Annotated in this window: 14 protein-coding genes and 1 pseudogene; 4 read left to right on the forward strand and 11 right to left on the reverse strand. The window is 33.6% G+C overall.

The window, feature by feature from the left end:
• Window positions 1–2: 2 nt before the first annotated feature.
• The 10 genes from ACU68U_RS02680 to ACU68U_RS02725 all read right to left on the reverse strand — a co-directional run bounded on the left by ACU68U_RS02680 (window position 3) and on the right by ACU68U_RS02725 (window position 11,050).
• Window positions 3–1,661 (reverse strand): amino acid ABC transporter ATP-binding/permease protein, encoded by a 1,659-nt coding sequence (locus ACU68U_RS02680; protein WP_446762694.1) that lies wholly within the window; start codon window positions 1,659–1,661, stop codon window positions 3–5.
• Window positions 1,648–3,390 carry an ABC transporter ATP-binding protein/permease gene (locus tag ACU68U_RS02685; RefSeq protein WP_172975100.1) on the reverse strand — a complete coding sequence of 581 codons (1,743 nt, stop codon included), beginning with the start codon at window positions 3,388–3,390 and terminating at the stop codon, window positions 1,648–1,650. The genes ACU68U_RS02680 and ACU68U_RS02685 overlap by 14 nt, the downstream gene beginning before the upstream one ends.
• Before the next feature lie 89 nt (window positions 3,391–3,479).
• A complete protein-coding gene (locus tag ACU68U_RS02690) occupies window positions 3,480–3,869 on the reverse strand; it encodes a hypothetical protein (RefSeq protein WP_094205012.1) in 390 nt (129 codons plus the stop codon).
• Between the two features lie 45 nt (window positions 3,870–3,914).
• Window positions 3,915–4,367 (reverse strand): M3 family metallopeptidase, encoded by a 453-nt coding sequence (locus ACU68U_RS02695; RefSeq protein ID WP_227930593.1) that lies wholly within the window; start codon window positions 4,365–4,367, stop codon window positions 3,915–3,917.
• 10 nt (window positions 4,368–4,377) lie between these two features.
• Window positions 4,378–5,679 (reverse strand): MFS transporter, encoded by a 1,302-nt coding sequence (locus tag ACU68U_RS02700; protein WP_446762695.1) that lies wholly within the window; start codon window positions 5,677–5,679, stop codon window positions 4,378–4,380.
• A complete protein-coding gene (locus ACU68U_RS02705) occupies window positions 5,679–6,350 on the reverse strand; it encodes an antibiotic ABC transporter permease (RefSeq protein WP_412701404.1) in 672 nt (223 codons plus the stop codon). The genes ACU68U_RS02700 and ACU68U_RS02705 overlap by 1 nt, the downstream gene beginning before the upstream one ends.
• Window positions 6,340–7,092: an antibiotic ABC transporter permease gene (locus tag ACU68U_RS02710; RefSeq protein ID WP_446762696.1), complete on the reverse strand. Its 753-nt coding sequence runs from the start codon at window positions 7,090–7,092 to the stop codon at window positions 6,340–6,342. The genes ACU68U_RS02705 and ACU68U_RS02710 overlap by 11 nt, the downstream gene beginning before the upstream one ends.
• Window positions 7,085–7,969, reverse strand: a complete 885-nt coding sequence (locus ACU68U_RS02715; RefSeq protein ID WP_446762697.1) for an ABC transporter ATP-binding protein — start codon at window positions 7,967–7,969, stop codon at window positions 7,085–7,087. The genes ACU68U_RS02710 and ACU68U_RS02715 overlap by 8 nt, the downstream gene beginning before the upstream one ends.
• A 52-nt stretch (window positions 7,970–8,021) precedes the next feature.
• The gene (gene pepF, locus ACU68U_RS02720; RefSeq protein ID WP_446762698.1) at window positions 8,022–9,818 is read right to left on the reverse strand and encodes an oligoendopeptidase F; all 1,797 of its coding nucleotides are present in this window, start codon (window positions 9,816–9,818) and stop codon (window positions 8,022–8,024) included.
• Window positions 9,818–11,050: an aminopeptidase gene (locus ACU68U_RS02725; RefSeq protein WP_446762699.1), complete on the reverse strand. Its 1,233-nt coding sequence runs from the start codon at window positions 11,048–11,050 to the stop codon at window positions 9,818–9,820. Before ACU68U_RS02725 ends, pepF begins: the two co-directional genes overlap by 1 nt.
• Window positions 11,051–11,211: 161 nt before the next feature.
• On the opposite strand from ACU68U_RS02725, the gene ACU68U_RS02730 reads away from it, so the two are divergent.
• Together ACU68U_RS02730 and ACU68U_RS02735 are read left to right on the forward strand one after the other, a co-directional pair.
• Complete coding sequence (locus ACU68U_RS02730; protein ID WP_316513624.1) at window positions 11,212–11,862, forward strand: HAD family hydrolase; 651 nt, start codon at window positions 11,212–11,214, stop codon at window positions 11,860–11,862.
• Between the two features lie 8 nt (window positions 11,863–11,870).
• Entirely contained in the window at window positions 11,871–12,323 is a 453-nt protein-coding gene (locus ACU68U_RS02735) for a COG2426 family protein (RefSeq protein ID WP_446762700.1), read from the forward strand.
• Window positions 12,324–12,582: 259 nt separating this feature from the next.
• On the opposite strand, the pseudogene ACU68U_RS02740 reads toward ACU68U_RS02735, so the two are convergent.
• A pseudogene (locus ACU68U_RS02740) lies at window positions 12,583–12,846 on the reverse strand (transposase); the annotation flags it as partial.
• Window positions 12,847–12,887: 41 nt separating this feature from the next.
• Between ACU68U_RS02740 and ACU68U_RS02745 the strand changes: the two are divergent.
• The gene (locus ACU68U_RS02745) at window positions 12,888–13,136 is read left to right on the forward strand and encodes a terminase TerL endonuclease subunit (RefSeq protein ID WP_446762728.1); all 249 of its coding nucleotides are present in this window, start codon (window positions 12,888–12,890) and stop codon (window positions 13,134–13,136) included.
• A 76-nt stretch (window positions 13,137–13,212) separates the two neighbouring features.
• On the forward strand, window positions 13,213–13,878 hold the full coding sequence (locus tag ACU68U_RS02750) for a hypothetical protein (RefSeq protein ID WP_392434656.1): 666 nt from the start codon (window positions 13,213–13,215) through the stop codon (window positions 13,876–13,878).
• Window positions 13,879–13,937: the final 59 nt, after the last annotated feature.

Raw genomic sequence — 13,937 nt, forward strand, 5'->3', positions numbered from 1 at the left:
TATTAACTCACCCTACCATTTTCTACTGAATATACTTTATCCACAATTCTCATTGTAGACAGACGATGAGAGACCAATACTACCGTTTTACCATCTTGTTGTTGATAAAGCGATTTTAAAATGACAACTTCATTAAGGCTATCTAAATTTGATGTAGGTTCATCTAGTAACATAAAAGGTGCGTCGTGCAAAAACGCCCTTGCAAGTCCCAACCTTTGACGTTCTCCTCCTGAAAGTGTATCTCCTAACTCTCCAACCGATGTATTATATCCTTTAGGTAACGTCATAATAAAATCGTGAATAGACGCCTTTTTACAAGCATTTTCTATCTCTTCATCGGTTGCATCTAATTTTGCTATTTTTAAATTATTTTTTATACTATCGTGGAATAAGTGGGTCTCTTGAGTTACAAAACTTTCCATATTTCTGAGATTTTTTGTGTTAATCTCAGAGATTTTTTTGTCAGAAATCTTTAGTTCTCCCTCTTGAACGTCCCAAAATCGCATAAATAATTTTAATATAGTTGATTTCCCGCTACCACTTCTTCCTACAATCCCTATAATTTTATTTTTAGGTATATCCATTGAAAAGTTCTTTAATATTTTTTCATTTTCGTATGCAAAGCTAACGTTATTCGCATAAGCTCCTTGAAATTTTATTTCTGATTTTCCTTGAATATCTTTTACAAGAGGTTCCTCCTCTAAAATATCTAAAACTCTATTTCCTGCTGCCAACGTGTTTTGTAATGTGCTTCCCAAATTTGCCAATGATATAACCGGTCCAAAAGAACTCATCAACGCGATTAACGGCAATAATACTCCCGAAAAATTTACAACTCCTTTTTCATACAATAAAATTGCACAAATTAAAATGGAAATATCAAATAAAATGATTACTCCATTTGTAACTGCTGCATTAATTCCCATATTTTTCTTCATATTTTTTTCTATGTCAGATAGCAATTGTGATTTTTTATCTATTTGATTTAAACGATTTTCACCATCTCCATACTGAATAGTTTCATCTAAACCTCTCATGCTATCCAATACAAAGCTCGACAATTCTCCAGATTTATTACGAAAATTAACTGCATTTTCACCACCTAATCTGTTCATTAGTATTGGTAAAATAATCCCCACAGTTATATAGGCAATTGCAGAAATAAATCCATATATTGGATTAAAACTTCCTATAAACAACACCATAACTACCGAAAATAAAACTGCTATTGCAATAGGAGATATAGTATGTGCGTAGAAAACTTCCAAAAGTTCTACATCAGAAGTAATTAAAGAAATTAAATTCCCCCTGTCTTTTCCCTCTAATTTTGCGGGACATAGCTTTCTCAAAGCAAAAAATATTTTACTTCGTATCAAAGCCAATAATTTAAAAGCAATGTAGTGATTAAAAGATTGCTCTGCATATCTTAAAAATCCTCTTATCAACGCAAATACCACCAACATAACAAAAGCAGTCATATAAGTTAATTTCACAGATTGTCCTAGCACATCTAATAGGGCAACTCCTCCTAACACCGTGATAAATGTCGCACATAAGTTTCCCAATAATCCCGTTATAATTGCCAAAATCATATATCCAGTCAGCGGTCTCACCAATCCTATTAATTTTTTCATAACAATAAATCCATTACGTTGTTTCATGGTTCTCCTCCTTGTTATAACATTCTAATTCTTGCTGAGTTTCCCACAAACTAGCATAAACACAACCCTTATCTAACAATAATTCATGACTGCCACTTTCTATTACACGACCTTTATCCATGACGTAAATAACATCTGAATTTTTGACATTGACAAGCCTGTGAGAAATCATAATTACAGTCTTATACTTTGCTAAATTATGAATTTCATTCATAATAGCCTCTTCGCTCTCTAAATCGATATTTGATGTAGCTTCGTCAAATATATACACCGGAGTATTATGAAGTAAAGCTCTCGCTAATGCCAATCTTTGACATTGACCTCCTGATAAATTTCCTCCTTTTTCGCTAACCAATGTATCCAAACCATTCTCATTTTGAAGAAAATCAAATAATTTAGCTCTTTTTAAAACGCTTGAAAGTTCATCATCTGTGGAATTTGGCTTTGCTATTAAAAGATTTTCCCTTACAGTACCTTTAAATAAATAGCTATTATGTCCAATATACGTTATATTTTCCATAATACTTTTTTCAGTAATTTTAGAAAGTTCGATTCCAGATATTTTTATAGATCCATAATAATTTTTGTTTTTTTTCATTAAAATCGCTGCAGTTGTCGATTTCCCACAACCTGACTCGCCTACAATAGCTGTGAATTTTCCGTGTTCCAACTTCATATTTACTCTATGTAATACTTCCTTATCTTCCTCATAAGAAAAATTAACATCTCTGATTTCAATATCTCCCATTTTAAATTCATACTCGCCATCTTCAGATTCAGTAATATCTAAGAGTTTAAAAATTTTGCCACTTGCTGCCATTCCATTCATTGCAATATGAAAAAACGAACCTAAAAGTCTCATAGGCAAGAAAAATTCTGCTGATAATAAAATAATAAGTATACAACCCGACAAATCAATATTTCCAGTCTTAAAATTATACACAGCTAAGATAGAACCAATAGCAGCTCCACCATAAGCAATTACATCCATTATCGTTATGGAATTTAGTTGCATAGCCAATACTTTCATAGTAATTTTACGAAATTTTTCCGACTCTTCATTCATCTTTTCGTGCTTAAATTCATCTGACTGATAAATTTTCAGAGTAGTCAATCCTTGTAAATTTTCTAAAAAAGTATCTCCTAAAGCAGTATATTGTCCCCAATATTTTGATAATAACTTCTTAGCCCAAGTCATTACTACTGCTATAGAAATTGGAATAAGCGGAACACAAAGTAACAATATTATCGCAGAAGGGAAATTTATCGGAGCCAAAACACAAAAAAGAGTTACAGGTGCTAACATAGAATAAAAAAATTGTGGCAAATACGAACCAAAATAAGTTTCTAACTGATCAACTCCCTCTACCGCTACCTGAACTATCTCAGAAGTATTAACATCATCACGATAAGAACTTCCCAATGAAAGTAACTTCCTATAAATCTTTTTTCTAAAAGTAATCTTAACCTCTTTTGAAGATAAATAACTCATTCTCGATGATAGAAAATAACAAATCATTCTAGTTAACAAACAAAATAGAACCACTACTGAAAGATAAATAATATCTTTTTTATCTAAAGTTTTATCGTAAAGTTTACCTAAAACTTTCGTAATTGCAAACATCATTACAATATTTGCTACCAATGATATCCATTGACTCAAAACATTTAATGTAACGTATTTTTTGCTTTTCTCGACTATTTTAATAAGTCTTTTATCAATCATCATATAAATTTCTCCTCACTATATAATTTAAATATACATTTAAAATAAAATTTCATTTAAACTAATAAATTTATTCACGATTACAAATAATATTAAAAACCATTATCACTAACACTATCAAATATAGCATTAAATACCACTTTTTTCAAGTCAAAAGGTCCTTCTACTATTATATTTTTAACTTCTTGTACAATGGTTAGTTTATATCCAAATATCAAAAAAGCAGTAGTAATAAATCCAGTAAATGTACTTATTCTTTCATAAATTAATGCTAAGTCCATAAATAACAGGAATATTCCATACATAAATACAAACGATAAAAATATTGACAGTAGTATGTTTGATTTGAATATTTGAATTCCTCCAAATCCGTTTTTTCCTATAATTGAAACTATTTCGCCCTTTTCTATTTGCAAATTCTCAACGTCAAGCACTGTCTTAGCGTTGAATGATTTTTTAATATTATTAAATTGTATATACATTAGATGCTCCTATGTAAAATGGCACCGATACCGATGCCATTCTTATTATTTGTCGTATTTTTCGATGTCGTCGATTACTTTACCGATGTATTCGATGGTGTCTTTGAGTGGTTTATCTGTTGTGATGTCTACTCCTGCAGCTTTTGCGATTCCGACAGAATCTTCTGTGGAGCCTAATGCCAATGCTTTAAGCCATCTGTCCGCTGCTGGTTTTCCTTCTTCTACAATCATTTTGGATACTTGTGTTCCGATTGTAAGTCCTGCGGAGTAAGTGTAAGGATACAATCCCATGTAGTAGTGAGGTTGTCTCATCCATGTCAATTCTGATCCTTCGTTGATTTCAACGTCTTCTCCCCAGAATTTTTGAAGTGTTTCTTTGAAAATTCTTGACAAATCATCTGCTGTGAATCCTTCTTTTTTATCGATATGAATAACTGGAACGTGTTTTTCAGCTTTCCAATCTCCAGATTGAACTGTTTCTGTGTATTTATACCCCAATTACACTAAACTAATCATTAATTACATCTGGGTTTAATTCTTCAAGTCGGTTAATGTTTTTATTCAAAAGCATCATCACGCAAATGATAAGTAGAATTGTTCCACAAATTACAAATAACAGCCCAATTCCTCTGCCATTTCCAACTCCAATGATTTTCCCGATAAAAGTGTCAGATAATTTTCCGCCCTTTACTAAAAGTGGATTGAACACATTATCAGCCAAAAATCCAGCCAAAATAATTGCTATAGGTGTGATAATCTTCATTAGACAATCTACCAATGAACCAACTCTTCCAAGCATTTTAGTCTCTATTTTCAATTGCATCAGTGATCCCAAAGTACCATTCGCATAAGGAGTAGGAATCATAAATAAGAAAAATCCCACAGCAATAACAATCCAGCTGTAATTTATCCCCATAACAATCATACCAATAGAGCAAATTATTAAGCTTAGGAAAATCGATCTTACTTTGTTTTTCTCACTTGGAATTGCACCAGAAATTACTCCACCTAACACCATCGCAATTCCCGACACAGAATTCACAAGTCCGTAAATTTTTGTGTCATAATTACTCATTACCAACGGACCAACCAATACCATAGCTATGTTTGCCACAAAATTCAAAATGGAAAACACAACTATTATTTGTATAAATCCCTGTTTTTGTTTCAACAATTCAAACGCTATTTTCAAATCACTAACAATTGTCTTAGTGAAGTTAGATTCCTTAACTTCTTCGATTTCTTGCTCGATTTTTTGAGGTAAAATCGTCAAAATAGCGACGAAGAAAGTTACAAAATCAATCGCAAACAATCCAGTAAGTCCTATAAATGGAAATAACGCACCTGCAATCAACGGAGCAAGCATATTTTGAATCGCCCTGATAAGTTGCATAAAACCATTTGCGCGTGGAATATCCTTCTTTTCAACCAAAAGTGGAATTGTCGCATTAAATGCAGGATTTTGAAATGTTCCTAAAGTTTGTGACAAGAAAGTCAATGGATACACCATCCACACCTTCATGTGATTTCTTGCAAGCAAAATCATAAGTATTACTTTAAGTACAGCATCGAGCGAATCGGTTAACACTATAATATGTTTTCGTTGTTTTCTGTCTGCCATTGATCCTACAAATGGCGCAAATATAATTCCCGGTAAAATTTGAACTAAAAACGTCATCGCAAAAGTCGTGGCACTTTTTGTCATCATGAAAATCCACAACGATAATCCAAATGATGAAATCCCCGACCCAAGCATCGACACAAATTGCCCAAACCATACCACCATAAATCTTTTAAATTTTTCGTTCATTAGAATCCCCTATACTGTAATTTCGTTCTTGCTTTTTTCATAAAATGATACGCCACAGCATATAAAAGTATCAAATTCAGCACAATTTTCTTCATATCTGCTTGATTTCCCACAATTATTTTCCTAATTTCTTGTGTTATTGTGAGTTTGTATCCAAATATCAAAAACGCTGTAGTTATAAATCCAGTAAATGATGCGACTCTTTCGTAAATTAATGTAAGTGCCATGAATAAGAAGAACACACCATACATTAGAATTAATGAAAAGATTATCGCTACTATCAGATTTGGCTTGAATTGTATTATCCCATTTAATCCATTTCCCGATAAAAATATTACAATCGAAAACAAAATCGCCGCTTTTACTAACCAAACAATGCTTCTTCTGAAATAAATCATTACAATGCTGGTTCTAGATGAAATCATATTAATCAGCCCATCGCTTTTGATTTCAAATTCTATAGATTTAACGAGTTCAAATAACACTGTTTGCAACAAATACCATATCAAAAAATACGTGAACGATTCATTGTTCCAATTATCCGTTGATTTTAGCATAAATGAAACGCCCGCAAGCATGATAATATCCGATATTAGCTTTGAGAAATATTCGATTTTATAGTTTTTGTTTTCATCGATGTATTTTCGTAATTCTCCGTATTTATATCCCATACAAATTACCTCTTTTCATGCTTGTTTGAATGTTTTTATCGTATGAAAATTTGACCAAAACGGACAATATCAAAGCCTGAATCAAAAGCTGTATTATCAAATCATATCTGATATTATTCAGTTGTAATTGTGTGAAGATTTCACGAGCGTTGTTAAATGGGAATATTATTTTATTAATAAATAAAAGCACTTTGTTGTTGACTTTTACTGTAATATCTCCGAAAAACAACATATATGTTTCTGCCAAGGCGACAAAACTTCCAAGTCTTTTATATAATAGTGTGAAGCTTGATAAGAAAGTGCCCAATTGATAAAGTATGAACACAGACACAACCATCACTAAAATTATTATAGGAATGTGGTTGAATTTCGAATAATCAAAGTCTACTGATACAAATATCAGTGTGAATATCACTATTACTTTTATCGTATTCATCAAATATTCCACTAAATTTCTGTACAAAACTACAGATAGTATCCCCGTTTTTGATTGGACAATTGATATCAGTGTTCTGTCTGTTATTTCGTTTTGTATCAAAAACGTTGGTGATTCAATCGCATAAGTCGCATAATACCACAATATCATCATCAAAAACACGATTTCTTTTTCTTTTACAAACAGTCCATCTATGATGAAAAGTGCAATCAAAAGCACTGCGATGTTTGCAAATATGACGTTGAATTTGTATTTTTTGATTTCTGAGAAATCTCTGTTAAATTCCAATAACAATTTACTAAACATTTGAAATCACCCTGAAGTACACATCTTCTGCATTTAAAGATTCTTTTCTCATACTTATGATGTCACAGTTTTTCAGTAGAAATTCCTTCTCATCTTCATCGTAAACTGACAGTATAATTGAATTGTCGGTAAATTCGTATTTCGTTTTCTTCAAATTATCTAGTAAATTTCTGTTGGTGTTTTCTATTTCAATGATGTCTTTTTGTAAATCTTTTGAATCAAACAACTGTTTTGATGGTTTATCCAGTACGATTTTCCCTTCATTTATTAGAATTAATCTGGAGTTGATGTTTTTCATAAATGATAGGTCGTGACTTGTGAAGATGACTGTCTTTTGGTCTTCAACTGCTATTTTGTGTAGAAAATTCAACAAAATATTCATGCTATTGATGTCCAATCCATTTGTAGGTTCATCTAGGCAAATTATGTCTGGATTGGTTAGAAGTGTCACTATGAGCGAAAGTTTTTGACGATTTCCTTGCGATAATTCTGATACTTTTTTGTCCTTAAATTCTGTAAAATTGAGTTTACCCATCAAATTATGCACTTCATTTTCATTGTAATTAACGTGGTTTAGTCCGAGAAAATACATGATGTTTTCAGTGGCTGTTAAATAATCGTAATATCCTCCACCGCTTTCAAGCACGAGTTTCGTGTGTTCTCTGATTTTTGAATTTTGGTTAGAGATATTATCAACTCTGCATTCTCCTTGATCTTGGTACAATAATCCACATAAAATTTTAATTAGTGTGCTTTTACCGGATCCATTTTTCCCGATAATTGAAACTATTTCGCCCTTTTCTATTTGTAAATTCTCAACGTCAAGTACAGTATTTCCGTCGAACGATTTTTTAATATTATTAAATTGTATATACATTTGTTGCCTCTTATCTATGTAAAATGGCACCGATACCGATGCCAATTTTATATTATTTGTCGTATTTTTCGATGTCATCGATTACTTTACCGATGTATTCGATGGTGTCTTTGAGTGGTTTATCTGTTGTGATGTCTACTCCTGCAGCTTTTGCGATTCCGACAGAATCCTCTGTGGAGCCTAATGCCAATGCTTTAAGCCATCTGTCTGCTGCTGGTTTTCCTTCTTCGACAATCATTTTGGATACTTGTGTTCCGATTGTTAGTCCTGCGGAGTAAGTGTATGGATACAATCCCATGTAGTAGTGAGGTTGTCTCATCCATGTTAATTCTGATCCTTCGTTGATTTCAACGTCTTCTCCCCAGAATTTTTGTAGTGTTTCTTTGAATATTCTTGACAAATCATCTGCTGTGAATCCTTCTTTTTTATCGATTAATTTGTACACTTCTCTTTGGTAGTATCCTTCGATAAAGTGTGTGACGAAGTTGTGGAAGTAGGTTCTGGAGATTATTTGTCCACACAAATATCTTCTTTCTTGGTCAGTTGTTGCTTTTTCTAGCAAGTATCTGCTCATGATGAGTTCGTTTGTTGTGGATGGTGATTCCACGAAGTACATTGATGGGTCGTTGTCCAATACGTTTTGTGTTTTTTGTGAGATGTAGGATTGTCCTGCATGTCCCAATTCGTGTGACAATACGATAGCTTCTGTTAGTTTGCCAGTCCAAGATATCAACACGTATGGATGTGCCAAGAATGGAGATGCGCAGAATGCTCCTGTTGATTTTCCGAATGTGTTTACGAAATCAATCCATTTTTCGTCAAATGCACGATCTAGCATTTTGGAATAGTCTTCACCTAGGATTGATAGTCCGTCTTTGACCAAATTCCTTGCATCTTCTACTGAAATGTTTTTGGAGAATGAGTTTTCCACATCTAGCTTCAAGTCCATGAATGTAACTTTGTCCAAATCGTATTCTTTTTTGATGATTTGGGCGTATTTTCTCATGTGTTTAGGAAGTTCTTCCATTATTACGTCTAATTGTCTGTCGTACAATTCACGTGAAATGTTTTGTCTGTCCAACAAGAAATCGATCACTGAATCGTATCCTCTTAGTTCACTTTCTGCCTTTTCTGCTTGGCAATGTGATAGATAAATCATTGCTGTTGTGTTTTTGTATTTTGCAAGTTCGTTGTAGAACACTTCGTATGATTTTCTTCTCAAATCTGTGTCAGGGTCGTTGTCGTAAACTCCTTCGAACAAATTGTAAGTCATTTCGTATTTTTTGCCATTTACTTCGAAATCAGGGAATGTGATGTCGTGAATTTTAGTTGTGTTGTAGATTTCGTAGAATGAGCTGAATGTTTGTGAGAATTTGCTTATTGCATTTTCCACTTCTTTGGATAAGATGTGTTCTTTTTTCTTCAACAAATCGTCGATGTATCTTGTGTTGTTGGTGTCGTTTTTCACTTCTTCAAGTGTTTGTTCGTCAACTTGTACGAGTTCTGTTTCAAAAAAGCTCATTTTGTTTTCGATGTCTGCGATTTTTGTGAATGTCGCCATGGCTCTTTTTTGGGACTTTTCGTTGTGGCCATCTGCTTCCACATCAAGTGACGCGTAGTGTGCGATGCGGTCGATGTTAGCCACGATATCTCTGTAATCGTCCATTGCGTTTTTGATGATGTCAGCTGATTTGAGTTTGTTTTCGTAATTTTTCTTGAAATCATCTGCCATCAAATCAATTGTCTTCACTGCTTTTTCGAATTCTTCTTCTGTTTTATACAATGCAGACAAATCCCACATGTATTGTGGGTCTGCTTCTTCTCTTTTGCAATATTTTAGTATATCCATTAGATTGCCCAGTTTCCTTCCTTGAATACTTCTACTTCTTTGCCGTCAGCTGTAGTTCCAACGATTCTCATATCTTCTGAACCAACCATGAAATCCACGTGAATCAATGAATCGTTGATTCCATTTTCCTTCAATTCGTCTTCATTCATGTCCACTCCACCTTCTACGCAAGTTGGATAAGCTTGGCCGAATGCAAGGTGGCAAGATGCGTTTTCGTCGAACAATGTTTTTATGAATGTGACGTTTGATTTCGAAATTGGTGATTCGTAAGGAACAAGTGCCACTTCTCCCAAGTATTTTCCGTTTTCGTCAGTGTCGAACATATTCTTCAAAGTTTCCTTGCCAACTTCTGCATCAAAGTCCACAACTTTTCCATCCTTAAATTCAAATCTCATCTTGTCGATTGTGTTTCCACCGTAATTCAAAGGCTTAGTGCTGTAAACAACGCCGTTTACCTTGTCTTTGTGAGGTGCTGTGAACACTTCTTCTGTTGGAATGTTTGGTACGAAATCATTTCCGTAATTATCTGTGGATTGTGCAGCTATCCATACGTGTCCTTTTGGAAGTTCGATTGTCAAATCAGTTCCCAATGAATTTGTGTAGTGAAGCTTCACGAATTGGTGCTTGTTCATAAACTCTGCGTGTTTGTTCATTGTATCCAAATGTTCATCCCAAGCTTTGATAGGATCTTCTGTGTCAGAACGAGTTGCCTTGAAGATTTGATCCCATAATTTTTCTACTGCTTCTTCTTCTGAAAGTTCTGGGAACACTCTCTTCGCCCAGCCAGCACTTGGAGCTGCTACAACACACCAGCTGTTGATGTCATTCATTGTGTATTTTTGAATTGGCTTCATCTTTTCAGCAGAAACCTTGGATCTCATTTGAACTCTGTCAGGATCCACGCCCTTCAAATTTTCAGGATCTTGACAAGATACAGATATTACCCCTGCCTTTTTTTCAAAATAGTATTTGGATTTTTCAACGATAAAATCTGGAAAGTCTTTCAACGCTTCTTCTGATGCGTTTTCATAGTACATTCTGTTGATTGCATCGTCATTCCATTCCATAATAACTTCGCTGCAGCCTTTTTCGTAAGCGTATTTTACCAAAAGTCTTGCAAAATCAGCTCTTTCAACTGCACAACGAATCACAAGTGGTCTATCGTTTGCATTGATTCCTTTTTCAATAATTAATCTTGCGTAATTGTTTAGTTTTTTGTCAAAATTTTCCATATTATTCCTCCTCATATCACTAATAATATTATATGGTTTTCCCGATAATTTTTCAATTTTATAAAAATAAAATATTTGTAAAATACGTAAAAACACTGGATTTTGATTGACTTTACATACCCCATATACTAAAATCTAAATATAAATGAAAGGATGAATTTATGATTAAATACGCAATTTTTGATATGGATGGAACTTTGATTAACTCCATGTACAAATGGAACAGAGTTATTTTAGATTACATTGAAAATTTGGGAATAAAACCTGACGATGATTTTATAAGGACAATCAAAACCAAAACACTTTTGACATCTATTGATTACATTCACGAAACTTTTGACATCAAAAAAACCACAGACGATGGTTTGAACTTTATATATTACACAATTAGAAACGGATATATGAATGAATTTGATTTGAAACCGGGCGTTTTGGATATGCTCGAAAAGCTAAAATCAATGGGAATTAAAATGTGTGTTGCAACAGCCACAGAAGACCACTTGGCAATTCCTGCTCTTGAAAAACAAGGGATATTGGATTATTTTGAATTCGTGCAAACTTGTAAATCCGTTGGCTACCACAAATACGAAAACGAATATTGGAATAGTGCACTTGAAAAATTGGGCTCTAATGTGGATGACACGATTGTGTTTGAAGATGCGTTGTACTGCATCGATACGGTCGACAAAATGGGATTTAAAATCGTGGGAATAACTGACGAATCCACTGTTAATGATTATGATATAATTGATGAAAAAGTGGACCAATACATCGAATCATACGATGATTTGGACTACGATTTGTTTAAATAGGAGTTTGTATGAATAAAATAATTTATATGTTCATATTGTCCATGCTTCCTGTTTTGGAAATCAGAGGGTCGATGATTTACGCACTTGCAAATAACATCAACCCGGCACTTGCATTCGGGCTGTCTGTGATTGGCAACATCTTGCCGATACCATTTTTGATTTTGTTGACACAAAAAGTACTACAATGGTTGGATACAATCGACACTTTCAAACCATTTGTGGATTGGATTAACAAAAAAGCACAAGAAAAAAGCAAGACAATCGACAAATACGGAAGGCTTGGACTCTACATTTTGGTGGCGATTCCACTTCCTGGAACAGGCGCTTGGACTGGCGCATTAGTGGCATCATTCTTGGGATTGAGTCCTAAAAAAAGTATGCTTCCCGTAACACTTGGAGTCATCACAGCGGGAATAATAGTGATGCTTTCAACAATGGGTGTGTTGAATGTGATTAAGTAATTGGCATACAAAAAAGACCTGTGTAACCTGAACCCCAAAATCCGGAATAAGGATGGAGGGGTTCAGGTCATATGGGTCTGTAAATAATTTTGTGTATCAACCTAAATCCTGATATAAGGGTAAGGGTTGATACATTTTTTATGTATCAATACCTATCCATTCCTATAGGAATGGAGCTTGTCTTAATTTTACACGACTTTAATAAACTGTTAAATTTTTAAAAATTTGTAGCTAATTTTATACTCTATTTTTAACTTATCTAAAACCTCCCCTCAAAAAATATTGATAATTGCGATAAGATTTGATCCCAGCCACGTATTATACTTGCCCACTTACTTGAAGCGTCTACCATTGCTAGGTACAAGCTTTTTTGTAGTGAATAGTCATTTGGAAATATGGCCTTATTTTTTGTAACTTTTCTTAGTTGCCTATTGAAGTTTTCCATGGCATTTGTTGTGTATATTAGTTTTCTGATACCTTCTGGGTATTTGAAATATGTGGATAGTTCTGCCCAGTTGTTCCTTTTGGTCAAGAATTTAAAGACATGTCTCCACCAACAAAAGAATTAATGAAACTAACTCTCGAAAGAAAAATAGCCACGGAGGTCATCCAGTCCTTAGATGTATGATGGATAATATCTTCATACGAACTGATTCTGCTGGAAATATAAAAGCAGATAAGGAAAAATCTACAGAAAAGATAGACGGAGTTATTGCTACAATCATGGCACTTGACAGGGCTATAATGTGTGGCAATGAGACCAGTGAGTCTGTTTATGATGATATAGGATTGTTAATTATTTTTTTATTGTAATTAAGCTTGCAATCTGTTTAAATAATTGATTGTAATGGGATTAAAATAATACTAAAATAATTACGTAGGAGGATATATGACTAAATTAATTAAAAAATATGTAATTTTGATACTTGTTATAGCTATGAGTTTAAGTATTATTCCAACTAAATCATATACTTATTCTGATTGTTTTGAAAGTATCACTAAACTTGTCGAGAAAGCTGAAAAAGAAGCTTCAATAAATGGTGAAGCTAGCGATGAAACTATAAACGCTTTGGAAAAAGAATTAAATTATTTAGGAATAGACGTTGGGTCATACTCAGGAACACATATTCTTGACGAAGAAGATGATGACTTTGTTTTTTACGGTTATGGGGAGACGCATTCTTTAGGAAATGGTTGGACATACAGGGTTGATAAGCCTTCATCTAGTAATGCAAAACCACACGTTCATGTTGATAATAACAAAAGAGGTATTCACGGAACAGAAAATGTAGATGGAACACCTAGTCATGGAAAGACCTTAGAAAGATCTGGAGTTCCTAAAAAAGTTAGGGAGAAGGTAAGAGGATCAAAAGACTATAAGAAAGGTCAAAATGATTTAAAGAACATGAAGAGAGCAAAAGCTGAAATAAAAAGGAGAAAATTGAATTTAAATAAATATAAATATTTAATAATAGCAGAAGGAATTTTTGTTGCAATAGTAGGGGTTGCTTTCTTTGCTCCAGAAGCTTTGCCTGCAGTACTACCTGCTATATAGGAGGTGTTAATTATAATAGATTATTTCTTAAAATTAGAGTATAATGCTAAAAATATTAT

The sequence above is a fragment of the Finegoldia sp. P3-F-LR genome (assembly GCF_052932165.1).